19 protein-coding genes are annotated in these 24242 nt (G+C 60.0%); 7 read left to right on the top strand and 12 right to left on the bottom strand.

The features are described 5' to 3' along the window. The 9 genes from CK910_RS16445 to CK910_RS16405 form a co-directional block, all read right to left on the bottom strand. On the bottom strand, positions 1 to 3969 hold the full coding sequence (locus CK910_RS16445) for an ATP-binding protein (RefSeq protein WP_172955345.1): 3969 nt from the start codon (positions 3967 to 3969) through the stop codon (positions 1 to 3). Between the two features lie 36 nt (positions 3970 to 4005). Beyond that, a complete protein-coding gene (gene ihfA / locus CK910_RS16440) occupies positions 4006 to 4302 on the bottom strand; it encodes an integration host factor subunit alpha (RefSeq protein ID WP_005300715.1) in 297 nt (98 codons plus the stop codon). 3 nt (positions 4303 to 4305) lie between these two features. Further along, a complete protein-coding gene (gene pheT / locus CK910_RS16435; protein ID WP_098984016.1) occupies positions 4306 to 6693 on the bottom strand; it encodes a phenylalanine--tRNA ligase subunit beta in 2388 nt (795 codons plus the stop codon). A gap of 12 nt (positions 6694 to 6705) precedes the next feature. Then, a complete protein-coding gene (gene pheS, locus CK910_RS16430; RefSeq protein ID WP_042866463.1) occupies positions 6706 to 7689 on the bottom strand; it encodes a phenylalanine--tRNA ligase subunit alpha in 984 nt (327 codons plus the stop codon). Positions 7690 to 8009: 320 nt separating this feature from the next. After that, on the bottom strand, positions 8010 to 8366 hold the full coding sequence (rplT, locus tag CK910_RS16425) for a 50S ribosomal protein L20 (RefSeq protein ID WP_005300683.1): 357 nt from the start codon (positions 8364 to 8366) through the stop codon (positions 8010 to 8012). A 14-nt stretch (positions 8367 to 8380) separates the two neighbouring features. Then, positions 8381 to 8578, bottom strand: coding sequence for a 50S ribosomal protein L35 (gene rpmI / locus CK910_RS16420; RefSeq protein WP_005315535.1), 198 nt, complete (start codon positions 8576 to 8578; stop codon positions 8381 to 8383). An 85-nt stretch (positions 8579 to 8663) separates the two neighbouring features. Next, on the bottom strand, positions 8664 to 9194 hold the full coding sequence (gene infC, locus CK910_RS16415) for a translation initiation factor IF-3 (protein WP_274454371.1): 531 nt from the start codon (positions 9192 to 9194) through the stop codon (positions 8664 to 8666). A 21-nt stretch (positions 9195 to 9215) separates the two neighbouring features. Then, positions 9216 to 11144, bottom strand: a complete 1929-nt coding sequence (gene thrS / locus CK910_RS16410) for a threonine--tRNA ligase (RefSeq protein WP_043135382.1) — start codon at positions 11142 to 11144, stop codon at positions 9216 to 9218. Positions 11145 to 11381: 237 nt separating this feature from the next. Then, positions 11382 to 11969, bottom strand: coding sequence for a tetratricopeptide repeat protein (locus tag CK910_RS16405; RefSeq protein ID WP_098984014.1), 588 nt, complete (start codon positions 11967 to 11969; stop codon positions 11382 to 11384). 174 nt (positions 11970 to 12143) lie between these two features. On the opposite strand from CK910_RS16405, the gene CK910_RS16400 reads away from it, so the two are divergent. Beyond that, complete coding sequence (locus CK910_RS16400) at positions 12144 to 13199, top strand: PA0069 family radical SAM protein (RefSeq protein ID WP_098984013.1); 1056 nt, start codon at positions 12144 to 12146, stop codon at positions 13197 to 13199. A gap of 78 nt (positions 13200 to 13277) precedes the next feature. On the opposite strand, the gene CK910_RS24125 is transcribed toward CK910_RS16400, so the two are convergent. Together CK910_RS24125 and gyrA are read right to left on the bottom strand one after the other, a co-directional pair. Then, positions 13278 to 13448: a hypothetical protein gene (locus tag CK910_RS24125; protein ID WP_172955344.1), complete on the bottom strand. Its 171-nt coding sequence runs from the start codon at positions 13446 to 13448 to the stop codon at positions 13278 to 13280. A 269-nt stretch (positions 13449 to 13717) separates the two neighbouring features. Continuing rightward, a complete protein-coding gene (gene gyrA / locus CK910_RS16395; protein ID WP_098984012.1) occupies positions 13718 to 16513 on the bottom strand; it encodes a DNA topoisomerase (ATP-hydrolyzing) subunit A in 2796 nt (931 codons plus the stop codon). A 201-nt stretch (positions 16514 to 16714) separates the two neighbouring features. On the opposite strand from gyrA, the gene ubiG reads away from it, so the two are divergent. The 5 genes from ubiG to yfaE all read left to right on the top strand — a co-directional run bounded on the left by ubiG (position 16715) and on the right by yfaE (position 22494). After that, positions 16715 to 17431, top strand: coding sequence for a bifunctional 2-polyprenyl-6-hydroxyphenol methylase/3-demethylubiquinol 3-O-methyltransferase UbiG (gene ubiG / locus CK910_RS16390; RefSeq protein ID WP_098984011.1), 717 nt, complete (start codon positions 16715 to 16717; stop codon positions 17429 to 17431). Beyond that, entirely contained in the window at positions 17431 to 18117 is a 687-nt protein-coding gene (locus CK910_RS16385; RefSeq protein WP_098984010.1) for an HAD family hydrolase, read from the top strand. Before ubiG ends, CK910_RS16385 begins: the two co-directional genes overlap by 1 nt. Before the next feature lie 556 nt (positions 18118 to 18673). After that, a complete protein-coding gene (nrdA, locus tag CK910_RS16380; RefSeq protein WP_172955343.1) occupies positions 18674 to 20941 on the top strand; it encodes a class 1a ribonucleoside-diphosphate reductase subunit alpha in 2268 nt (755 codons plus the stop codon). Positions 20942 to 21006: 65 nt separating this feature from the next. Further along, positions 21007 to 22140 carry a class Ia ribonucleoside-diphosphate reductase subunit beta gene (nrdB, locus tag CK910_RS16375; protein ID WP_043135401.1) on the top strand — a complete coding sequence of 378 codons (1134 nt, stop codon included), beginning with the start codon at positions 21007 to 21009 and terminating at the stop codon, positions 22138 to 22140. A gap of 33 nt (positions 22141 to 22173) precedes the next feature. Further along, on the top strand, positions 22174 to 22494 hold the full coding sequence (gene yfaE, locus CK910_RS16370) for a class I ribonucleotide reductase maintenance protein YfaE (protein WP_172955342.1): 321 nt from the start codon (positions 22174 to 22176) through the stop codon (positions 22492 to 22494). A gap of 129 nt (positions 22495 to 22623) precedes the next feature. On the opposite strand, the gene mltA is transcribed toward yfaE, so the two are convergent. Continuing rightward, a complete protein-coding gene (gene mltA, locus CK910_RS16365; protein ID WP_098984008.1) occupies positions 22624 to 23775 on the bottom strand; it encodes a murein transglycosylase A in 1152 nt (383 codons plus the stop codon). 150 nt (positions 23776 to 23925) lie between these two features. Between mltA and CK910_RS16360 the strand changes: the two genes are divergently transcribed. Further along, on the top strand, positions 23926 to 24177 hold the full coding sequence (locus CK910_RS16360) for a DUF1289 domain-containing protein (RefSeq protein ID WP_098984007.1): 252 nt from the start codon (positions 23926 to 23928) through the stop codon (positions 24175 to 24177). Positions 24178 to 24242 lie beyond the last annotated feature (65 nt).

The following is a 24242-nucleotide window of genomic DNA, read 5'->3' as shown; positions in this document are numbered from 1 at the left end:
TCAGACTCTCTCACCCAATCGCCGGCACACTTCATCCAGAGCGTGCCGCAGCGGGGATATCAGGGGTTGCCGTGGATCCCGTTGCCACTGCTCGATCACCTGGATAAGCGGGGTGGCCCCCACCATTTTGGCGGCCCCCTTCACCTTGTGTAAAGCCGCATCGAGCGCCATCTCATCCCCTTGTGTGATGCAGTGCTCAATGTCGGCCAGATCCTGGCGAGTGGCCTCCAGATAGAGGGTGACAAGCTCAGCACTCAGCAGCGGCAGCCCCTGTTCCAGCCATTCCGGCGCCAGGCTCTCCTCTGGTGCCCTGGGCTGCGGGGTGGCTGTGTCAGCTGAGGTCGGCAGGCTGCGCAGCAAGTTGGCCAGATCCTTAAGCAGCAGGGGCTTGTCCAGATGCCCCCGGCAACCGCAGCTGGCCAGTCGCTGCGCCGCCTGCTCGCTGAGATCGGCGGTGATCACGTAGGCCGGCAGATGCTGCCAGCGCGCCGAATCACGCAACTGCTGACACAGCTGGGCCCCATCCATCACCGGCATCTGCAGATCGGTCAATACCAGATCCACTGTCTCGTGCTGCAAGATGTCGAGCGCCAGCTGGCCATTGGCCGCACTCAGTACCTGGGCACCCAGCTGGGTCAGTTGCATGCTGATCAACACCCGATTCACCTCGTGATCTTCGACCAGCAGCACCCGCATCCCCTGTCCCGGCAGGCTCATCTCCTCCTCGGCAGAGGACACCAGCCTGGGCTGCAGCAGGCTGACCACAGCGCCTGGCACCCAGGGTTCGCCCTGCCAGTCCCAGTAACGCAGGCCCTGTTCATCTTCGGCGGCGCGCAGCAGGGGACCAGCGGGATCCTCCCTCAGGCCGAGCTCGCCAAGCCAGGGCATGAGATAGGCACGCTCCGTATCGTTCAACTGGATGTTGACGCTGGTCACTCTCGGTTGCCAGCGCGGCGCCTCGTGCACCAATACCAACGGCAAGGTGCAGGTGAAGCGGCTGCCCCCGAGGGGACGCGGCTCGACCCGGATCTCGCCGCCCATCTGCTCCATCAGCTGACGGCTGATGGCCAGCCCCAGTCCTGTGCCCTGAGCCCTGGGCTGGCCTTCCTCTTCTCCCTGCTCGAAGGGCAGGAACAGGCGAGGCAGCAGATCGCTACTGATGCCGGGCCCTTCATCATCCACACCACACAGCAGGCGGTTGCCTTCACGACGGGCCCACAGCACCACCTCACCGGCGGGGCTGAACTTGATGGCGTTGGCCAGCAGGTTATGCAGCACCTGCTGCACCCTGTGGGGATCCAGCTCCACCTGTGCTGGCAGGCGATGATCGATATCCAGCCGCAGTTGCAACCGCTTGGAGCGGGCCTTGGACCAGTGCACCGCCGCCACGTGCTCGCACAAGTCCACCAGATCGGTAGGCTGGGGAGAGAGCGCCAACTGCCGGTTCTCGTTGCGACTGAAATCGAGCACATCGTTGAGCAGGCCGAGCAGCTCGTCCCCCGCCTGTCTGACATGGGAGAGCGCAGAGCGCTGCTCCGCCGACAGTGGGGTGTGATCGAGCCACTCCAGCAGCCCCAGGATGGCATTCATGGGGGTACGGATCTCGTGGCTCACCGCCGCGAGAAAGCGCCCCTTGGCCAGCACGGCCTGCTCGGCCCGCTCATGGGAAGCCTGCAAGGCATGCTCCTGCTCGACTCGGGCGGTCACATCCTGCACCACACCATAAACGCGCCACCCCCCTTCCGGCTGGCTGCGACCCCGACCATAGAACTGCAGCCACCGCGTCCCCTTGTCCGGATGGGCATAGCGCAGCGCGTAAGAGAAGGGCTGCCCTGCCTGCAACATGGCCAGCATGGGCAGCCGCATCTCGCGTCTGTCCTGATGCAGCAGCCGGCTGAGCGCGCTGTCGGGATCGCGGCGGATCTGCTGGCTGGCCAGCCCCAGCAACTCGTAACTGCCGCGGCTGATGAACTCGACCTGCGCTGTACCGCCCTGCTGCAGGATGAACTGAATGACGACCCCGGGCACCGTATTGGTGAGGGCACGCAGGCGACGCTCGGCCTGGCGCAGCAGGCGGGTGCGCTCGCGCAGGGCGCTGATATCGGACAGCGCGATCAGATCCCCTGCCTGTGTCTGCTTGCCCAGTTGCAGCGGGATCTGGGCGTAGGAGAACACCTGATCTCCGAGGGACAAGGTTCCTTCCGCCCCCTGCACCTGGGACGATGGCAGGCTGAGCTCGGCCAGATAACGGGCCTCCAGCCGTTTGGCCTGCTTGTTGCGCTTGATGATCTCCCCCTGATTGTCCCGCAGGAAGACAGGCACCGGCAGCGCCTGGAACAAAGACTCCCTGAACTGGCTCTCCAGCGCCAATGTCTGCTCCATCTCCTGACGCTGACTCACCTCCCGCGCCAGCTGCTGGCGGGAGCGCCAGATCAACCAGATGACGCCGGCGCTGATCAGCAGCGCCAGCAATACGGATCCCAGCCAGATGCCGTAACTGACGCCTGCCTGCTGGGTCAGCACCAGCTGTCGCCAGCGCTGGTTGAGTTCATCGTTCTGCCTGCCGGTGAGGGTCATCAGACTCTGTTCCATCACCCCCGCCAGTCTGGGGCTACGGGAACCTATGGCAAAGCCGAGGCCGAAGCGAATCGGCAACTCCTTGATGTCCAGGCCATCGAGCCGGTTGTTGCGCAGCGGATACTGCAGCTGATACAACTCGGCCAGCATGGCATCGGCCTTGCCTGCCTGCACCTGTGCAATGCCCGACTCAAGCGTCTCGCTCTTGCGCCACGCATGCTGGCCGAAACGTGCCAGCATGTCGGGGTCATAGAGGCTGGCGGGCACCACCACCTCCCCCTTGAGCGCCTCCAGCCGATCGAACGAGTGGGACTTGCGGCTGACCAGAGCGTAACGACTCACGACCATGATGCGGGTGAAGTCGAACTCGCGGGTCAGGGCCGGGGTCTCCAGCAGGCCTGCCATCATGTCCGCCTCGCCACTGCGCAGCTTGGCCAGTGCCTCCTCCCTGTCCCGGGCGGGCACCACATGGAAGTTCAGTCCGGTCTGCAGGCTCACCCGGCGCAGCACATCGGCGCTCCAGCCCTTGAGCTGACCCTGCCCGTCGATGCCGCTATAGGGCATAAGCGCAGGATCCACCACCAGCTTGATGGTGCGGGAGGTACCGACCAGCCAGGCCTGCTCCTCATCGGTGAAGTGCAGCGGGTTGATGTCCTGCTCTCCCTGTTCCAGATAGCGATCCAGATCCTTGTAGAGGCTACCGGGGGGCATGTAGCGGATTGTCGTGTCGATCAGCTCCCTGAGCTCGGGCTTGTCCCGCATCATAATGCGATAGCTGATCACCAGTTCATCGCTGCGCAGCCGGCGCAGCCGCAACCCCTCATCCGGGTATTCGCGCATCAGGTAGCGCAGTTGCAGGTAATCACCGAGATAGGCAGTCCCCTTGCCGGCCACCAAAGCCGCATACCAGTTGTCGGCATCGGTCAGGGCCTGCTGGGTCGCATGGGGGTAGAGCGACTTGAGCGCCTCGCTTGCCTGCCAGACGGGCGACACCAGAAAGGTGGCGCGTTCCAGCTCGCCGCGATAGAGGATGGCGGATTCGGCCTCCAGCAGGGCGCGGCTCAGGGCCATGCCCGGCAATGCCTGCAGTGAAGGGCCGACATAGGGGATGAGATCGCAGCGCCCTGCCAGCAGCCCCTGCTGCACTGCGGACCAGTTTGGCAATTTTTCGTGCAGCAGTGGCACCGGCAGTTGCTCGGCCAGCCGCTCCAGCTGATCGATCAGCAAACCCCCCGACTCTTCGAGATAGGGCGGCCGGATCAGGGCCGGATAGCAGATGGTCAGCGGTTTGAGCGCGTCGGCATAGGCCTGGGTGGCCGGTGACAGAGGCAGTGTCATGGCCTGCACCGGCATGGCCAGCAACAGTGTGAGTAAAAGGCGGGTTTTTATCATGCAAAAGTAAAAGCCAGGCGGTTGCCTGGCTTTTTGTCACTCGTTGGGTTCAACATTTTCTACCCTGGCCTTGAGTTTCTGGCCAGGCCGGAAGGTCACCACCCGACGGGCGCTGATAGGAATATCTTCGCCCGTCTTGGGATTACGTCCAGGACGCTGATTCTTCTCACGAAGGTCAAAGTTACCGAAGCCTGAAATCTTGACTTGTTCACCACGCTCAAGCGCCTGTCTGATTTCCTCAAAGAAGGCTTCCACCATATCTTTGGCTTCACGCTTGCTCATTCCCAGCTGGGTGAACAGGTGCTCTGCAATGTCGGCTTTGGTAAGCGCCATAGATCAATCCCTCAAGGATGCATTCAACTCTTCACCAAGGGCCCGCACGACATTGTCTACGGTCTCGGCAATCTCTTTCTCCTCCAGAGTGCGCTGGGTGTCTTGCAATACAAGACTGATGGCCAGGCTCTTCTTGTCCTCTGCCATACCAGCACCCTGGTATACGTCAAACAAGTTTATTCCAACTACCTGATTTCCGCCAACTTTTTTAATTACTGCGAGGACATCACCGGCCAGAACCGCAACATCGACCACCACGGCAATGTCGCGACGGTTGGCAGGGAAGCGAGAAACCTCGGCTGCAACCGGCACCTTGGCAGGGGTCAGCTTGTCCAGCTCCAGTTCAAACATGACGGCGCGGCTCTTGAGACCCAGCTTCTTCTCGAGGCTCGGGTGGATCACGCCGATGTGGCCGATGACCACACCGTTGCGCAAGATGGCTGCGCTCTGGCCCGGGTGCAGGGCACTGTGCTCGGTACGCTCGAAGCTGAAGGTGGCTCCTTCGGCGGTCAGATCCAGTACCGCTTCCAGATCCCCTTTCAAATCAAAGAAGTCGCTACCGCGGTTCTTGATGTCCCAGTGCTCATCGCTCTGGTTGCCGGTGATGATGCCGGCCAGCATGGGCTCCTGACGGATGCCGTTTTCGGCACTCTCGTCCTTGATGAAACGCAGGCCCTGCTCGAACAGACGCACCCGCGCCTGCTGACGGTTCTGGTTGTAGACCACCGCCTGCACCAGACCCGGGAACAGCGACACCCGCATGGCGGACATCTCGACCGAGATGGGATTCGGCAGCACGATGGCGTCGCTCTGCGGATAGAGCAGTTGCTGCGCTTTGGGATCGACGAAGCTGTAGGTGATCGCTTCCTGGAAGCCGCGGTCAACCAGCAGGTCGCGTACCCGCTTGAGGGTCACCTGCCCTTCTGCCTGCTCAACCATGGCCAGAGAGGCGGCCGGTTTCAGGTTCGGGATGTTGTTGTAGCCGTAGATGCGGGCCACTTCCTCGATGAGGTCTTCCTCGATGGCAATATCGAAACGCCAGGAGGGCGCCAGCGCGGTCCAGCCGTCAGCATCCACAGTGACCTGCATGCCGAGGCGGGTCAGGATCTCGACCACCTGGGCATCGCCTACGCTGATGCCGATCACCTTGTCGAGCTTGGTACGGCGCAGTTTGATGGGGGCAGCCTTGGGCAGATGGGCATCGGATTTGACCTCGATGACCGGACCCGCTTCGCCGCCGCAGATATCCAGCAGCAGACGGGTGGCTCTGTCCATCACCTTGGCTTGCAGCTCGGGATCCACCCCGCGCTCGAAGCGGTGGGAAGAGTCGGTGTGCAGACCGTAGGCACGGGCACGACCCGTGATGGAGAGCGGCGCAAAGAAGGCGCACTCCAGCAGGATATCGGTGGTGGACTCGGACACGCCGGTGCGATCGCCACCGAAGATACCGGCCATGCAGGCAGGACCTTTGGCATCGGCGATGACGAGCGTGGTCTCTTTGAGCTTCACTTCGTTGCCGTCGAGCAGGGTCATGGGCTCATCGGCCTTGGCACGGCGCACCACCAGTTCCCCTTCCAGCTTGGCCAGGTCGAAGGCGTGCATCGGCTGACCGTATTCCAGCAGCAGGAAGTTGGTGATGTCGACGATGGCGTCGATGGAGCGAATACCGCCACGGCGCAGCTTCTCCTGCATCCAGAGCGGGCTCTGCGCTTGCAAGTTCAGCCCCTTGATGACGCGGCCCAGATAACGCGGGCAGTCGGCGCTTGCCTCGACCCGGATCGGGAAGGTCACGTCTATGGTGGCAGCAGCAGGCGTCCAGCTCGGTTCGACTACATCGACGCTGTTGAGCACGCCGATCTCGCGGGCAAGCCCTGCGATCCCGAGGCAATCGGCCCGGTTCGGGGTCAGATCCACGTCGATCGCCACGTCATTGAGATTGAGGTAGTCGCGAATGTCAGTGCCGATGGGGGCATCGGCCGGCAGCTCTATGATGCCGTCCGCTTCCACGTCGATACCCAGCTCGCTGAAGGAGCAGAGCATGCCGTGAGACGGTTGGCCACGCAGCTTGGCCTTCTTGATGGTGAAATCACCCGGCAGGGTCGCGCCCACTTTGGCCACACAGACTTTGAGACCGGTGCGGCAGTTCGGCGCGCCGCAGACGATGTCCAGCAGCTCGGGCTCGCCCACGTTGACCTTGGTCACCCGCAGCTTGTCGGCGTCCGGATGCTGGGCGCACTCGACCACTTCACCCACCACCACATTGTTGAACTGGCCAGCCACCGCTTCCACGGCGTCCACTTCCAGGCCGGCCATGGTGATCTGCTCGGCCAGTGCGTTGTCACTCAACTCGGTGCGGACCCACTCCATCACCCAGGATTTACTGAATTTCATGTTCTCTCGCCCTTACTTGAACTGCTTGAGGAAGCGCAGATCGTTTTCGAAGAAGGCACGCAGGTCATTGACCCCGTAACGCAGCATGGTCAGGCGCTCAACGCCCATGCCGAAGGCAAAACCGGAGTATTTTTCCGGATCGATGCCGACCGAACGCAGCACGTTCGGGTGCACCATGCCGCAGCCCAGCACTTCCAGCCACTTGCCGTTCTTGCCCATGACATCCACTTCGGCGCTCGGCTCGGTGAACGGGAAGTAGGAAGGACGGAAACGTATGGTGAGATCTTCCTCGAAGTAGTTGCGCAGGAAGTCGTGCAGTATCCCTTTCAGCTCGGTAAAGCTGGCATGCTCGTCAACCAGCAGGCCTTCAACCTGATGGAACATAGGCGTGTGGGTCATGTCGTAGTCGTTACGATAGACACGGCCCGGCGCTATGATGCGAATTGGCGGCTGTTGCTGCTGCATGGTGCGGATCTGCACACCCGAGGTGTGAGTACGCAGCATAAGATCGGGATTGAAGTAGAAGGTATCGTGATCGGTACGCGCCGGGTGATGAGCCGGAATATTCAGCGCATCGAAGTTGTGGAAGCCATCTTCAATCTCGGGACCGCGTTCCACTTTGAAACCCATCTCGCCAAACAGCCGCTCGATGCGCTCGACGGTGCGAGTCACGGGGTGCAGACCACCGTTTTCGATACGACGGCCCGGCAGGCTGATGTCGATGGTCTCGGCAGCCAGCTTCTGGTTCAGCTCCTGCTCCACCAGTGCATCACGGCGTGCGTTCAGGGCATCCTGAACCTGCTGCTTGGCCTGGTTGATCACGGCGCCCGCAGCGGGGCGCTCTTCGGCGGACAAGGCGCCCAATGTCTTCATCTGCTCGGTAAAAAAGCCTTTTTTACCCAGATATTTGACCCGGATCTCGTCGAGGGTCGCAACGTCATTGACGCCCTCAATCTCGGCCTTGGCCTGGCCGACTACTTCTTCAAGCTGTTGCATGTCTTCCTCGTCACCACTCCCGAAACAGGAGCCTGTTAGGCTAAATAAGGTCAAGAGGGGAATAATACAAAAAAAGCCCCTTGGCTGACCATAGTTATGGCGGGCTTTTCTCCCTAGAAATCATTTTGTTATCAGGCAAGCAGCCTGCCCTGCCCTCTGCTTGCATCAAATATGGGTAAAGAATGCTAGTTTGTTGGCATATGAAGGCGGCATGTTGCAGGGATGAAGAGCAGTGGGTGAGCGCAATAACAGGATGGGAGAATGACGGGCAACAAAAAAGGAGGCCTGAGCCTCCTTTTATCTTTCATAACAGAACCGGATTAAACCAGCGCTGCTTTAGCCTTTTCAACCAGGGCGGTGAAAGCCAACTTGTCGTGAACGGCGATATCGGACAGGATCTTGCGATCGATCTCGATAGAAGCCTTCTTCAGACCGTTGATCAGACGGCTGTAGGACAGACCGTTCTGACGGGCTGCAGCGTTGATACGCGCAATCCACAGCTGACGGAACTGACGCTTTTTCTGGCGACGGTCACGGTAGGCATACTGACCAGCTTTAGTTACCGCTTGTACCGCTACGCGGTAAACTCGGGAACGGGCGCCGTAGTAACCTTTGGCGGCTTTCATTACTTTCTTGTGACGAGCGCGAGCAGTCACACCACGTTTAACTCTTGGCATTTTTCACATCCCCCTTATGCGTACGGCAGACAAGCGACAACACGTTTGTGGTCGGCAGCAGAAACCATGAACTTCGGCCCCAGCTTGCGCTTACGCTTGCTGCTCTTCTTGGTCAGGATGTGACGCAGGTGGTTGTGCTTGCACTTGAAGCGACCCGAGCCAGTTTTCTTGAAGCGCTTTGCAGCACCCCGGTTGGTTTTCATCTTCGGCATTTCATACTCCGCATTGTGAGTGACAACAAAATCGCAAGGCGAACCGACTCATGGGGCGAACCCATGAGTCAATTTCTTGTGGGCCTTAAGATTTCTTCTTAGGTGCGAGGACCATCACTGCTTGACGGCCTTCGACTTTCGGGAACGACTCTACTACGGCCAACTCTTCCAGATCGTTCTTGACGCGCTCCAGAACCTTGATACCAAGATCCTGGTGGGCCATTTCACGACCACGGAAGCGCAGGGTGACCTTAGCCTTGTCCCCGTCTTCCAGAAAGCGAACCAGGTTGCGTAGTTTTACCTGATAGTCGCCTTCGTCAGTGCCAGGACGGAATTTGATTTCCTTGACCTGGACGACTTTCTGCTTTTTCTTCTGTTCTTTGGTTGTTTTGCTCTTTTCGTAGAGGAATTTGCCGTAATCCATGATCCGGCAAACGGGCGGTTCAGCGTTAGGGCTGATCTCGACCAGATCCACTCCAGCTTCAACGGCTAAGTTCAATGCATCTTGGATAGCAACGACGCCCAAAGGCTCTCCGTCAATACCAGTCAGACGAACTTCTTTCAGACGAATCTCGGTATTGATCCGGTGAGCGCGGGCTTGCGGTTGCTTGCCCAGTTTTTTTCCGCCTTTTATAGCTTATTCCTCCACTTTCTTTTGTCCGCGGGTCTGAACTTCCTGGGTCAACAGAGCAACTAGCTCTTCAACAGGATAAGTGCCCAGGTCAGCCCCTTTACGAGTCCGTACTGCAATCTTACCGGCTTCAACTTCTTTATCGCCGCAGACCAGCATGAAAGGTACTCGCTTCAAAGTATGCTCGCGGATTTTAAAGCCAATCTTCTCATTTCTCAAGTCCGCTTTTGCGCGAAGACCCGCATCATTCAATGCTTTGGCTACTTTTACCGCATAATCGGCCTGATTATCTGTGATATTCATGACCACAGCCTGAGTCGGAGCCAACCAAGTCGGGAACAATCCGGCATACTCTTCGGTCAGAATACCGATGAAACGCTCGAGTGAACCCAGAATGGCCCGGTGGATCATCACCGGTACGTGGCGTTCGTTGTCTTCACCCACATAAGTGGCACCCAGACGTCCAGGCAGGGCGAAGTCGAGCTGCACGGTACCACACTGCCAAGCACGATCAAGGCAATCATGCAGGGTAAATTCGATCTTGGGACCGTAGAAGGCGCCCTCACCCGGCTGCAAATCGTACTTCAGACCGTTCAGCACCAGGGCTTCGGCCAGAGCCGCCTCGGCGCGATCCCAGGCCTCGTCGGAGCCGATGCGCTGCTCGGGACGAGTCGAGAGCTTGACCACGATATTTTCGAAGCCAAAGGTACCGTAGACGTCATAGACCATACGGATACAGGCGGACACCTCTTCCATGATCTGCTCTTCGGTACAGAAGATGTGAGCGTCATCCTGGGTAAAACCACGCACCCGCATCAGACCGTGCAGGGAACCGGACGGCTCATTGCGGTGGCAGGAGCCGAACTCGGCCATGCGCAGCGGCAGATCGCGGTAGGACTTCAGCCCTTGGTTGAAGATCTGCACGTGACCCGGGCAGTTCATCGGCTTGATGGCGTACTCGCGGTTTTCGGACTGGGTGGTGAACATGGCCTGGGCATACTTCTCCCAGTGACCTGAACGCTCCCACAGCACGCGATCCATCATGAAGGGCCCCTTCACTTCCTGGTAGTCGTACTCTTTGAGCTTGCCGCGGATGAAGGTTTCCAGCTCACGGAAGATGGTCCAGCCATCGTTGTGCCAGAACACCATGCCGGGGGCTTCTTCCTGCATGTGATACAGGTCGAGCTGCTTGCCTATCTTGCGGTGGTCGCGCTTGGACGCCTCTTCCAGACGCTGCAGGTAGCCTTTGAGCTGCTTCTTGTCAGCCCAGGCAGTGCCGTAGATGCGCTGCAGCATCTTGTTGTTGGAATCGCCACGCCAGTAGGCGCCGGACATCTTCTGCAACTTGAAGTGGTGGCAGTGACGCATGTTGGGCACGTGCGGGCCGCGACACATGTCGACGTACTCTTCGTGATGATACAGACCTGGCTGGTCATCACGGGCAATATTCTGATCCAGGATCTCGACCTTGTAAGTCTCGCCACGGGCTTCGAACACGTCGCGTGCTTCCTGCCAGGAAACTCTCTTCTTGATGACGTCGTAATCCTTGGCGGCCAGCGCCAGCATGCGCTCTTCCAGGGCAGCCAGATCCTCGTCGGTCAGGGTACGATCGAGATCGATATCGTAGTAGAAACCGTTGTCGATGACGGGACCTATGGCCATCTTGGTCTGGGGCCAGAGTTGCTTGATGGCATGACCCAGCAGGTGAGCACAGGAGTGGCGCAGTATGTCCAGACCTTCTTCGTCTTTGGCGGTGATGATGGCCAGGGAGGCATCGGCTTCGATCAGCTCGCAGGCATCCACCAGTTCACCGTTTACCCGACCGGCAATGCACGCCTTGGCGAGACCCGGACCTATGTCCGCGGCCACGTCCATGACGGAAACGGAGTGGGCAAATTGACGTTGGCTGCCGTCAGGCAGAGTAATGATTGGCATTGTGTGTTTCCTTGTACAGTGGTGCCCCCTACCAAAGGGCACATGCGGGATGGAAAAAAATCATTCAAAAAAGGGTGATGTTCTGGCTCTCCACAGCACTTTGCGAAGACACCCAGTGCCGCAAACAGCTTGCGTGACGGCACAAGGCAAACCAAAAACCGGACCATGCTACCAGAAGTAGGCGGGGCTGTATCGGGTTTGATGAGATTTTCTACAACCAAATGAGGTGCTTGCCGGTTAGTCACCCAACAGGGGCTGCCAGTTGAAATCGAAGGTACTGCTCCCCTCCTCGGCCAGTGCGAGCTCCTCCAACACCTTCAATGCAAGCTTGTTGCCCTTTTGCGAGGCCTGATAGAGCCACTGCTTGGCCTGAGCCAGATCGACCCGGCCACTCACCCCCATCAGGTGCAGCACGCCGACTTTCAGCATGGCGGGCACGTCACCGTTGCGGGCCGCCAGCTCCATCCAGTGAAATGCCTGCCGCAGATCCCGTTTCACCCCGGCGCCGCGCAGATAGACCTCCGCCAGCCGGTACTGGCCGAAGGCATCGCCCGCCTGCGCCGACTGGCGATAGAGGCTGATGGCCTGATCCATGTCCTGCTCTGTGCCCTGCCCCACTTCATGGCTCCAGCCCATCAGCGCCTGCGCGCGCGGGATCCCCTGCTCGGCCAGCGGTTGCCAGATCCTGGTCGCCGTCTCGAACTGGCCGCTGCGCCAGGCCCGGTTGGCCGATGCCAGCTCCTGCTCGGTCGAGAGCGGGATCAGCCGCCAGATGACCAGACCAAGCACTCCGATAAACAGCCAGCGGCAGATGATGGGTTTCATGATGATTTCCGTGATCCAGTTCGCATTTTATCTATGTAAACGAAATGTAGCGCCGCGATCAAGCAAGAGATCCCTTTGACATGCTTTTTATGATGGGATGGGTCGGCAGCGCTTGCATTCGGCAATGAGGGTCAGCATGATAACTGTATATATAAACAGTGCTGGTGCAATGCGATGGCAGGTCGAGGCAGTTCCCACAATGTTGATCACCGCTTCAGCGACCAGCGGGTCGATGCGGTCGACGACGGCTGGGCCCAAACCGAGTGGGAGGCAGCATTTGCCGCCACTGCTCCCCGCACCGAGGTGAAGGAGATAACGGCACGCAGCATCATCAGTTACAACCGCTCACCGGATGTGCCCTTTGGTCGCTCCATCAACCCCTATCAGGGCTGCGAACATGGCTGCATCTACTGCTATGCCAGACCCAGTCACGCCTACCTGGAGCTCTCTCCCGGCCTCGACTTCGAGACCAGGCTGTTTGCCAAGCTCAATGCCGCCGAGCTGCTGCGCCGGGAGTTTGCCAAGCCAACCTATCAGCCAGAGACCATAGTGCTCGGCGCCAATACCGACCCCTATCAGCCCATCGAGCATCACTATCGCCTCACCCGCGCCTTGCTGGAGGTGATGCTGGCCCATCGTCACCCGGTGGGCATCATCACCAAGAGCGCCATGATATTGCGCGATCTCGATCTGCTCGCCGAGCTGGCCCGGGAGGGTCTCTGCCAGGTGATGGTGTCGGTGACGACCTTGAATGAAACCCTGCGGCGACAGCTGGAGCCCAGAGCCAGCACAGGCGCAGGTCGGCTCAAGGTGGTCGAGAAGCTGGCACAGGCCGGGGTGCCGGTCGGGGTGCTGGCCGCCCCCATGATCCCGCGCCTCAACGAGCCCGAGCTTGAGCAGATCATCAAGGCGGCAGCCGAAGCCGGCGCCCTGAGCGCCGACTACATACTGCTGCGATTGCCCCACGAGCTGACTACCCTGTTCAGCGACTGGCTGGAGGAACACTATCCCGGCCAGAAGGAGGCGATCCTGAACCAGCTGCGGGCCAGTCGGGATGGTGGGCTCAACAGCCCCGCCTTTGGCACCCGCATGCGAGGTGAAGGCCAGTTTGCCGACTTGCTCGCCCAGCGCTTTCGGCTCATCAGCAAGCGCCTGGGCTTGGACAAGCGCCATCTTCAACTGCGGCGGGACGGCTTCATTCGCCCGGGCGAACAACTGCGGCTGTTCTAGACGCCCTGACAGCGTCAACCGCGCTCACAACGCCTCCCCTTCGCCGGTACACCACAAACCATGCCGACGAGCAGGGCCTCACCCCCTTGGCCGAGGCGAGTACATGCCCTTGCCCTGGGCGATCAATTCGGCGGGCAGTCGTGCCGGCTCATGGGCCACTTCGTCCTCATGCTCCCCTGCCAGCGACGCTGGTTGATGTTCGCCCCATACCCGGCTCCACCAGATCTCCCACATTACCCAGCTAGTCATAAGGTGCTCCTGTTTGATGGCTGCGCGTCGCAGTCTGTTGAGTGCGACAGGGGCAAGCTTGGCCGCATCCCATGACAGGGGGATGACGCAGGCATGATGAATTGAGGACAAGGAGGAGTACGGCAATGCTCGCGGTGCGAGTGATCAGCAACGCGTGCGGCAACAGATCAGGCTGACCCATCAGGCTGGGGGCGCGCTACCTGGGGCAAACGGCAGCAACAAAAAGAGCGACCCTGGGGTCGCTCTTTTTCATGGAGGCAGACGCGCGATTATTCGTCGCTCGCTGCACCCTCTTCAGTGGACCCTTCAGTGGATCCTGCATCGGCAGAGCCGGCATCTGGCGCGGTATCTGTGCCTTCGGACACCTCACCGTCAACGGCCACGATGTCGTTCTCTTCCTCGTCACTCTCGGCGATACGCTGCAGGCCGACGACTGTCTCGTCTTCACCGGTACGGATCAGACGCACACCGCCGGTGTTACGGCCTATGACGCTCACCTCGGCGACGCGAGTACGGACCAGGGTGCCGCCATTGGTGATCAGCATGATCTGGTCGGTATCTTCGACCTGGATCGCATCGATCACCTTGCCGTTACGCTCGTCCACCTTGATGGAGCGAACGCCCTGGGTACCACGGCTCTTGGTCGGGTACTCGGTCAGCGCGGTACGCTTGCCGTAACCGTTCTCGGTGGCGGTCAGGATGGCACCGATCCCACGGGGGACGATCAGGGACACCACCTTGTCACCGTTGAGCAGGCGGATACCACGAACCCCACCGGCGGTACGACCCATGGGACGTACGCCCTTGAAGGTGCCCTTGCTTTCGATGCCTTCGCCGTTGTCGCTGCCATCGTCGTCGTTGCCGGCGTCAATGACACTCTCGTCATCCCCGTCGACATCATCGCTGACATCGGCATCGGCTGCATCGGCGCGGCCGCTGCCTTCATTGAAGCGAACCACCTTGCCCGCATCGGAGAACAGCATGATCTCGTTGCTGCCATCTGTGATGTCCACCCCGATCAGCTCATCACCCTCTTTGAGGTTGATGGCACGAATGCCGGAGGAGAGCGGACGGCTGAACGCAGACAGGCTGGTTTTCTTCACGGTACCGTCGGCGGTAGCGAAGAAGACGTACTTGTCGTCGGCATACTCTTTGACCGGCAGGATGGCGGTGATGCGCTCACCCTCTTCCAGCGGCAGCAAGTTGATGATTGGACGACCACGGGCGCCACGGGACGCCTCCGGCAGCTGATACACCTTGAGCCAGTAGACCTTGCCACGGGTGGAGAAGCACAGAATGGTGTCGTGGGTGTTGGCCACCAGCAGACGTTCCACAAAGTCCTCTTCCTTGATCCGGGTGGCCGACTTGCCACGACCACCGCGGCGCTGGGCCTCGTAGTCGGTCAGCGGCTGGTACTTCACATAACCCTGGTGAGACAGGGTCACGACCACGTCTTCCGGGGTGATCAGATCTTCGATGTTGATCTCGGCGCTGGAGGCGCTGATCTCGGTGCGACGCGCGTCGCCATACTGCTCGCGCACGGCCAGCAGCTCATCGCGGATCACTTCCATCAGCCGTTCCGGGCTTGCCAGGATGAACAGCAGCTCGGCGATCAGATCCAGCAGAGATTGGTACTCTTCCAGGATCTTCTCGTGCTCGAGGCCGGTCAGCTTGTGCAGGCGCAGATCCAGGATGGCCTGGGCCTGCTGTTCGGTCAGGAAGTATTGACCTTCACGGATGCCGAACTCCGGCTCCAGCCACTCGGGGCGGGCCGCGTCGTCGCCTGCCTTTTCCAGCATGCCGGCCACGTTGCCGAGTTCCCAACCGCGGGCAACCAGCTTGGCCTTGGCGTCAGCCGGGGTATCGGAGTGACGGATCAGCTCTATGATGGGGTCTATGTTGGCCAGCGCCACCGCCAGACCTTCCAGGATGTGAGCCCGATCCCGCGCCTTGCGCAGTTCGAACACGGTCCGGCGGGTCACGACCTCGCGGCGGTGCAGCAGGAACGCATCCAGAATGTCTTTAAGGTTCATCACCTTGGGCTGGTTGTTATCGAGCGCCACCATGTTGATGCCGAACGTGGTCTGCAGCTGGGTGTGCTTGTAGAGATTGTTCAGCACAATCTCGCCAGACTCGCCACGTTTGATCTCGATAACGATGCGCATGCCGTCCTTGTCGGACTCATCGCGCAGGGCACTGATGCCCTCGACTTTCTTCTCTTTGACCAGCTCGGCGATCTTCTCGATCAGCCGCGCCTTGTTCACCTGATAAGGCAGCTCGTGAACCAGAATGGTCTCGCGACCCGTCTTGTCGTCCACTTCCACTTCGGCCTTGGCGCGCACGTAGACGGAGCCGCGACCGGTGCGGTAAGCCTGCACTATGCCGGCGCGACCGTTGATGATGGCGCCAGTGGGGAAATCAGGCCCTGTGATATAGGTCATCAACTCATCGATGGTGAGATCGCTATTTTCGATCAGCGCCAGACAGCCGTTGACTATCTCGGTGAGGTTGTGAGGAGGAATATTGGTCGCCATGCCCACCGCGATACCGGATGAGCCGTTGACCAGCAGGTTGGGCACCTTGGTGGGCATGACAGCCGGGATCATCTCGGTACCGTCGTAGTTCGGTACCCAGTCCACTGTCTCTTTGTCCAGATCGGCCAGCAGCTCGTGGGAGATGCGGGCCATCCGCACTTCGGTGTAACGCATGGCGGCGGCGCTGTCGCCGTCGACCGAACCGAAGTTGCCCTGACCATCGACCAGCATGTAGCGCATGGAGAAATCCTGCGCCAAGCGGACAATGGTGTCATACACGGCACTGTCGCCGTGCGGGTGGTATTTACCAATTACGTCACCGACCACACGGGCCGATTTTTTATAGGGCTTGTTCCAGTCGTTCCCCAACTCGTTCATAGCAAACAGAACGCGGCGGTGAACCGGTTTCAAGCCATCACGCACATCCGGCAGAGCTCGTCCTACGATCACGCTCATGGCGTAATCAAGATAGGAACTCTTGAGCTCTTCTTCGATGTTGATCGGCGTGATCTCTCTGGCCAGATCGCTCATAGAAAGCCTTAATCCCTAATTAGTTGTTCTTTGGCTTAAACAGCGCGCCATGGTAACACACTGAGCCAAATACCTTAAGCCACAAATCCGGGTAACAAGTCGGGCTGGTGTGACAAAGTGTGTCCGTTATAATGCCCGCCAGGACAATAGATTGCGCCCAAGTCTTGCTACCTGCGCGCCCTGCCACAGGATCATCAAAACATGAATAGTGATGCCAATGTCGATCTGACAGAAATCGCCAAATTTGAAGCCATCGCCTCCCGCTGGTGGGACATGGAGGGCGAATTCAAGCCACTGCATCAAATCAATCCGGTGCGCCTTGACTGGATCACCGACAAGAGCGGCGGCCTGTTTGGCAAGCACATCCTCGACATCGGCTGCGGGGGCGGCATTCTCTCCGAGAGCATGGCCCGGCGCGGTGCCCGCGTCACCGGCATCGACATGGGCAAGGAGCCCCTCGGCGTCGCCCGCCTGCACGCCCTCGAGCAGGGGGTGGAGCTCCAGTACCAGCAGATGACGGCGGAGGAGCACGCCGGCCAGGCCCCTGGCCAGTATGACGTGGTCACCTGCATGGAGATGCTGGAGCATGTGCCGGATCCGGCTTCTGTGCTGCGCGCCATCGCCACCCTGGTGCGCCCGGGCGGACGAGCGTTCGTCTCCACCATCAACCGCAACCCGAAAGCCTACCTGATGATGATCCTGGGGGCCGAATACCTGATGAAGATGGTCCCCAAGGGTACCCATGATCACAAGAAGTTCATCACCCCAGCCGAACTGTGTCGCATGGGTGAAGCGGCGGGCCTGCTGGTGCGGGACATGAGCGGCGTGCACTATTCGCCGCTGACCGGCCAGTTCAAGCTCGGCAAGAACGTCGACGTCAACTACATGGTGGAGTTCATCCGCCCGGAGCAAGGCTGATGAGCGACTCTCACCCTGTGCCGCTGCGCTGCGTGCTGTTCGATCTCGACGGCACATTGCTCGACACGGCTCCCGATCTGGGTGCCGCCGTCAACCATGTGCTGGTGAGCGAAGGCTTTGCCCCGCTCTCCGAGGCCATCATCCGCCAGACCACCTCCCACGGCGCGCTCGGGCTGCTCAGGGCCGGGCTTGGCGACGAGCTGCTCGAGGAGCTGGGCGCCACGCGCCTGCGCACCGCCCTGCTCGACTACTACGCCGCTCACCTGTGCGTCGGCACCCGCCCCTATGAGGGCATGCTGGATCTCATCGAGTGGCTGGACGAACGGGCCCTGCCCTGGGGCATAGTCACCAACAAGCCGGGCTTTCTGACCGAGCCGCTGCTGGCGGCCCTGCCCGAGCTTGCCAACTGCGGCGTGACTGTGAGTGCCGATACCCTGCCGGTGCGCAAGCCAGACCCAGCCCCCATGTACTTTGCCTGCGAGCAACTGGGCGTCGACGCCGCCCATTGCCTCTACGTGGGGGATCACGTGCGTGACATAGAGGCCGGCCGCAATGCGGGCATGCGCACTGCCGTCGCGGGTTGGGGTTATCTGAGCGATGACGAGGATCCCGCCGACTGGGGCGCGGATCTGCACTTCGATACCGTGCAGGCCCTGCACCACTGGCTGCGTTACGAGGTAGCCTGACCCATGATCCGCCGGGTCACAGGCATTGATGGATCATAAAGGCAGCTTTATTGCCAAACGGTGCCCATATGAACACCAACATATGGATGTTCGTGGGTACGCCAGGATGCGATGGGAGATCAGGAGTGATCTCCCGTTTTTGCCATTTGGCAACCGCTAACACACTGGGACAGGACACCTTTTGACCCTTGCTGCACAAGGGATAACCAGACTGAATTTGCTAGTAAAAACACCCCGTTTTCGCAAGCAAAAAAAGTTATTTAAATTTTCCATGTTCGATCATCAGACTTGCATTTACCGGATCGGACGCATGAAAACCCACTCACTGTGAGCATCCACTAACCTGGGTCGCGACACCCACAATTTATCCACAGCTAATGCCTTATCCACAGATTGCAAAGCCGGGTAGACCTCACTATCTTGTAGCTCGAACTTAAAATAACACTATATCTTGTGATTCATCGCACAATACGCCCCCACCTCCCGCAGCCGATCACGGCCAGGAGGTCAAGGCCGTGCGATGGTTTTTCGGGAATCAACTAAAGGTCATCAGCCAATGAACTTGTTTGTGACGAAGCGTAACGGCCACAAAGAACCCATCGATCTGGATAAAATTCACCGCGTGCTGGATTGGGCCGCCGAGGGACTCGACAACGTGTCTGTCTCCCAGGTGGAACTCAAGTCCCACATCCAGTTCTATGACGGCATCCGTACCGCCGATATCCACGAAACCGTCATCAAGGCCGCTGCTGACCTGATCTCCGAGCAAAGCCCGGATTACCAGTACATGGCCGCCCGTCTGGCCATCTTCCACCTGCGCAAGAAGGCCTACGGCCAGTTCGAGCCGCCCCACCTCTATCAGCACGTCGCCCGTCTGGTAGACATGGGCAAGTACGACAAGCACCTGCTGACCGACTACACCCAGGCCGAATTCGAGGAACTCAACGAGCACCTGGATCACTGGCGTGACATGGACTTCTCCTACGCCGCCGTCAAGCAGCTGGAAGGCAAGTACCTGGTGCAGAACCGCGTCACCGGCGAGATCTACGAGAGCCCGCAGTTCCTCTATATCCTGGTGGCGGCCTGCCTCTTCTCCAAGTATCCGAAAGATACCCGTCTGGACTACATCAAGCGTTTCTACGATGCGGTCTCGACCTTCAAGATCTCCCTGCCGACGCCTATCATGAGCGGCGTGCGCACCCCGACTCGCCAGTTCAGCTCCTGCGTGCTGATCGAGTGCGATGACAGCCTGGACTCCATCAATGCCACCGCCAGCGCCATCGTGCGCTACGTCTCCCAGCGCGCCGGCATCGGCATCAACGCCGGGCGCATCCGTGGTCTGGGCAGCCCCATTCGTGGCGGTGAAGCCTTCCACACCGGCTGCATCCCCTTCTACAAGTACTTCCAGACCGCGGTCAAGTGCTGCTCCCAGGGCGGCGTGCGCGGCGGTGCGGCCACCCTGTTCTACCCGCTGTGGCACACAGAAGTGGAGAGCCTGCTGGTCCTGAAAAACAACCGCGGCGTGGAAGAGAACCGGGTCCGTCACATGGACTACGGCGTGCAGATCAACAAGCTGATGTACCAGCGCCTGATCAAGGGCGGCGACATCACCCTGTTCTCCCCGTCCGATGCCCCCGGCCTGTACGACGCCTTCTTCGCGGATCAGGACAAGTTCGAGCAGCTCTACGTCAAGTACGAGCAGGATCCGGCCATTCGCAAGAAGACCCTCAAGGCAGTCGATCTCTTCTCCCTGATGATGCAGGAGCGCGCCGGCACCGGTCGCATCTACATCCAGAACGTGGATCACTGCAACACCCACAGCCCGTTCGATCCGAGCGTGGCGCCGGTACGCCAGTCCAACCTCTGCCTCGAAATCGCGCTGCCCACCAAGCCGCTCAACAACGTGGATGACGAAGAGGGCGAGATTGCCCTGTGCACCCTGTCTGCCTTCAACCTGGGTGCCATCGAGAAGCTGGAAGATCTGGAAGAGATGGCGGATCTCGCCGTGCGCGCTCTGGATGCCCTGCTCGACTATCAGGACTACCCGCTCAAGGCCGCCCAGAAAGGCAGCATGAACCGTCGCACCCTGGGGATAGGCGTCATCAACTACGCCTACTACCTGGCCAAGAACGGCGCCCGTTACTCCGACGGTTCCGGTCTGGCGCTGACCCACCGCACCTTCGAGGCGATCCAGTTCTACCTGCTGAAGGCCTCCGTGCAGCTGGCCCGCGAGTTCGGCCCCTGCCCGGCCTTCAACGAGACCACCTATGCCCAGGGCATTCTGCCCATCGATACCTATAAAAAGGATCTCGACAACCTGTGCAACGAGCCGCTGCACCTGGACTGGGAAACCTTGCGTGAAGAGATAAAGACTGTGGGTCTGCGCAACTCCACCCTGACCGCCCTGATGCCGAGCGAGACCTCCAGCCAGATCTCCAACGCCACCAACGGCATAGAGCCGCCGCGCGGCCTGGTGTCGGTCAAGGCCTCCAAGGACGGCATTCTCAAACAGGTGGTGCCCGAGTATCATCGCCTGAAAGATCAATACGAACTGCTCTGGAAGCAACCGAGCGTCGATGGCTATCTGCAGCTGGTCGGTATCATGCAGAAGTTTGTGGATCAGGCGATCTCCGCCAACACCAACTACGACCCCGCCCGTTTCGAAGGCAACAAGGTACCGATGAAGCAGCTGCTCAAGGATCTGCTGACCGCTTACAAATACGGCCTCAAGACCCTCTACTATCACAACACCCGTGATGGTGCGGATGACGCACAAGCCGATATGCTGGATGACGGTTGTGCCGGTGGCGCCTGCAAGATCTGATTAACCGGGCGGGAGCGACAAGCTCCCGCTCTCCTGTTTTATCCATTCAATACATTCTGGTAACCATGGCCTATTCAACTTTCTGCCAAACCCAAAACGACCAGCTCAAAGAGCCGATGTTTTTTGGCCAATCGGTCAATGTGGCCCGTTATGATCAACAAAAACACGAAGTCTTTGAACGGCTGATCGAGAAACAGCTCTCCTTCTTCTGGCGCCCGGAAGAGGTGGATGTCTCCCACGACCGCATCGACTATCAGGCGCTGCCGCCCCACGAGCAGCACATCTTCATCTCCAACCTGAAGTACCAGACCCTGCTGGATTCCATCCAGGGCCGCAGCCCGAACGTGGCGCTGCTGCCGCTGGTCTCCATTCCGGAGCTGGAAACCTGGATCGAGACCTGGGCCTTCTCGGAGACCATCCACTCTCGCTCCTACACCCACATCATTCGCAATATCGTCAACACCCCGGCCCAGGTGTTCGACGATATCGTGACCAACGAGCAGATCTTGAAGCGCGCCGGCTCCATCAGCTGCTTCTACGATGACCTGATTGAAGCGACCGCGCTCTACAACCTGCACGGTGAAGGGACCCACAGCGTCGCCGGACAGATGCGCACCATCACACTGCGCGAGCTGAAGAAGAAGCTCTACCTGTGCCTGATGAGCGTCAACGCGCTGGAGGCGATCCGCTTCTACGTCAGCTTCGCCTGCTCCTTTGCCTTCGCCGAGCGCGAGCTGATGGAAGGCAACGCCAAGATCATCAAGATGATCGCCCGCGACGAAGCGCTGCACCTGACCGGCACCCAGCATATGCTGAACCTGATGCGCACCGGCCAGGACGACCCCGAGATGGCCGAGATTGCCGCCGAGTGCGAGCAGGCCTGCTTCGAGATCTTCAAGGAAGCCGCCATTCAGGAGAAGGAGTGGGCCGAGTACCTGTTCCAGGACGGCTCCATGATAGGCCTGAACAAGGACATCCTCTGCCAGTACGTGGAGTACATCACCAACCTGCGCATGAATGCGGTCGGTCTGCAGCCAGCCTTTGCCGGCGCCAAGCAAAACCCGATCCCCTGGATCAACACCTGGCTGTCGTCCGACAACGTGCAGGTCGCCCCCCAGGAAGTGGAAGTCAGCTCCTACCTGGTCGGCCAGATCGACAGTGAAGTGCATGCCGATGATCTCGGTGATTTCGAGCTGTGATGAGGCGATGTGCCCGTGCGGCGGTATTACACCGTGAGTGATGGGACCAAGACGCTGGCCCCTGCCCCGCAGCCTGCAACACGGCAGGAGGCCCCACAGGCGCCGCTGGTGCATACCCGCGACGGCGCCCTGCTCGCCCATCCCGGCGAGAGCCTGTTGGAGACCCTGGAGCGCCACGGCCATCATCTGGAGTTCCAGTGCCGCAGCGGTTATTGCGGCGCCTGCCGCACGCCCTTGCTGGCAGGCTCTGTGCACTACCCCAATGTGCCGCTGGCATTCGTCTCCCCAGGCGAATGCCTGCCCTGCTGCTGCAAACCGGTCGGTGCCATCCGGCTGGACATCAAGAAAGGCTGACGCAGCAAGCACCACACACTTCGCCAAACAAAAAGCCGCCGGATTGCTCCGGCGGCTTTTTTATCGCTCGTCTTTTTATCGCTCGTCTCTGGCTTGGGGCCCTGACCCGTCAGAGCCCCTTGATTGACTTCAAAGCCAGGGCGCTGCGGTCGGTCCCTGGTGCAGGCCCAGCTTCCAGACCCGACCAAAGTGCTTGTAGTGACCGGCGGCCACGCCAGCCTTCTCACCCATGCCATGGTAGAGATCCAGGTGTCCCTTCTTCACGGCGCCCCCCACATCCAGCGCTATCAAGAGCCGCAGCTGGTGTTTGCCGGTCCAGTTGCCCGCCTTGTCGAGCAGGGGCACTTCCGCCAGGATGGGGGTGCCCATCGGCAGCAGTGTCTTGTCTGCCGCCACGGCCGCCAGCGGCAGCAACGGAATGCCGGCGGCGCCGATCACGTCATTGGTGGGGCGACGCTCGAAGAAGACATAGGAGGGATTCTGCTCCACCAGCTCCTTGACGCTCTCCTCCGGTTTGCTGTTGGCCCAATCCTTGATGGCCTTCATGGACATCTGCTCCTTGGGCACTTCGCCGCGATCGATCAGCACACGGCCGATACTCACGTAGCCGTGACCGTTCTTGCCGCTGTAACCCAGGTATTGCAGCCGATCGTCATCCCCGTAGTGGACAAAGCCCGAGCCCTGTACGTCCATCAGGAAGTTGTCGATGAGGGATTTGCTGTAACCCAGCTCCAGCCCCCGGTTGGCCAGCGCCCCCTGGTGGATCTCGGCCCGGCTCGGGCAACGGCCACCGCACTTGGGCATGGCATAGATGGGGTACTTGTACTTGGCATCCGGGCGATGGCGCACCTCCAGTACCGGCGAGTAATAACCGGTAAACAGCACGTTGCCCATGCGATCGGCACCGCCCAGCTGGGCCAGGCTGATGCCGTACCGGGTGATCTGGGCCGGGTTGCCGCCATTGGCGACCCAGCGGGAGAGCTGGCGATAGAGCTCGCCATAGCGGCGGGTCATCTTGCCGGAGCGCTCCAGCACCAGCCGGCTCTGGGGACCGAACTTGCTGTAGTCGGCGCGCTGGCGGCTGTTGACGCGTTCTACCCGCACCAGATCATCCGGCAGGGGGCCGTCCAGATACTGCTTGCCCAGATTTTCCGGCACCTCGCAGTTGAGAAAACATCTGGCCTCGGGTTTCTTCTTGGGCACCTGTGCTTGATCAGAGTTGCCCGCACAACCGGCCAGCCCCAGCACTGCGGCAGTCAGCCAGTACGCGTGTTTATTCATATGTCCTCATATAACACCAAGCCTCATGCTTGGCGGGGAAGATGCCAAATTTGCAGGGGGAAAGCAAACGCCATCAGCCCCTTGGCAGTGGATTTCTCCAAAGGGGATCTTCTGGGTTATAACAAGGTAACAAGGTGTGAGAGGCCATGGATGGAACAGCTCGAGATCTTCCCGCTGCAGAGCCCCTGCATAGGGGTATGCGAAGTGAACAACAAGGGCTACTGCAAGGGCTGCCTGCGCAATCGGGAGGAGCGCTTCAACTGGCTCACCATGACCCCCGCCGAGCAGCAGGAGGTGATGCGCCTGTGCCGCAACCGCAAGGCCCGGGTCGACGCCGCCCGTCGCAAGGCGCAAGAAGCCATCCAGGCCAGTGAGCAAGCGCAGGCCGGCTGGGATTTTTGAATCCCCCTCTCACCTCCCTCTTTTATCCCTTTCTCATCAGCCATAAAAAAAGCGGCCCGCAGGCC

The organism is Aeromonas sp. CA23 (assembly GCF_002587065.1).
Taxonomy (GTDB): Bacteria; Pseudomonadota; Gammaproteobacteria; order Enterobacterales; family Aeromonadaceae; genus Aeromonas; species Aeromonas bestiarum.
The sequence above is the reverse complement of the archived record's forward strand: the minus strand, read 5'-3'. Positions and strand labels throughout refer to the sequence as shown.

Bases quoted from the DNA above. Each gene is read 5' to 3' on its own strand.
- CK910_RS16445 (WP_172955345.1), bottom strand. From the start codon at position 3,969: ATGATAAAAACCCGCCTTTTACTCACACTGTTGCTGGCCATGCCGGTG.
- ihfA (WP_005300715.1), bottom strand. From the start codon at position 4,302: ATGGCGCTTACCAAAGCCGACATTGCAGAGCACCTGTTCACCCAGCTG.
- pheT (WP_098984016.1), bottom strand. From the start codon at position 6,693: ATGAAATTCAGTAAATCCTGGGTGATGGAGTGGGTCCGCACCGAGTTG.
- pheS (WP_042866463.1), bottom strand. From the start codon at position 7,689: ATGCAACAGCTTGAAGAAGTAGTCGGCCAGGCCAAGGCCGAGATTGAG.
- rplT (WP_005300683.1), bottom strand. From the start codon at position 8,366: ATGCCAAGAGTTAAACGTGGTGTGACTGCTCGCGCTCGTCACAAGAAA.
- rpmI (WP_005315535.1), bottom strand. From the start codon at position 8,578: ATGCCGAAGATGAAAACCAACCGGGGTGCTGCAAAGCGCTTCAAGAAA.
- thrS (WP_043135382.1), bottom strand. From the start codon at position 11,144: ATGCCAATCATTACTCTGCCTGACGGCAGCCAACGTCAATTTGCCCAC.
- CK910_RS16405 (WP_098984014.1), bottom strand. From the start codon at position 11,969: ATGAAACCCATCATCTGCCGCTGGCTGTTTATCGGAGTGCTTGGTCTG.
- CK910_RS16400 (WP_098984013.1), top strand. From the start codon at position 12,144: ATGGCAGGTCGAGGCAGTTCCCACAATGTTGATCACCGCTTCAGCGAC.
- CK910_RS24125 (WP_172955344.1), bottom strand. From the start codon at position 13,448: ATGACTAGCTGGGTAATGTGGGAGATCTGGTGGAGCCGGGTATGGGGC.
- gyrA (WP_098984012.1), bottom strand. From the start codon at position 16,513: ATGAGCGATCTGGCCAGAGAGATCACGCCGATCAACATCGAAGAAGAG.
- ubiG (WP_098984011.1), top strand. From the start codon at position 16,715: ATGAATAGTGATGCCAATGTCGATCTGACAGAAATCGCCAAATTTGAA.
- CK910_RS16385 (WP_098984010.1), top strand. From the start codon at position 17,431: ATGAGCGACTCTCACCCTGTGCCGCTGCGCTGCGTGCTGTTCGATCTC.
- nrdA (WP_172955343.1), top strand. From the start codon at position 18,674: ATGAACTTGTTTGTGACGAAGCGTAACGGCCACAAAGAACCCATCGAT.
- nrdB (WP_043135401.1), top strand. From the start codon at position 21,007: ATGGCCTATTCAACTTTCTGCCAAACCCAAAACGACCAGCTCAAAGAG.
- mltA (WP_098984008.1), bottom strand. From the start codon at position 23,775: ATGAATAAACACGCGTACTGGCTGACTGCCGCAGTGCTGGGGCTGGCC.
- CK910_RS16360 (WP_098984007.1), top strand. From the start codon at position 23,926: ATGGAACAGCTCGAGATCTTCCCGCTGCAGAGCCCCTGCATAGGGGTA.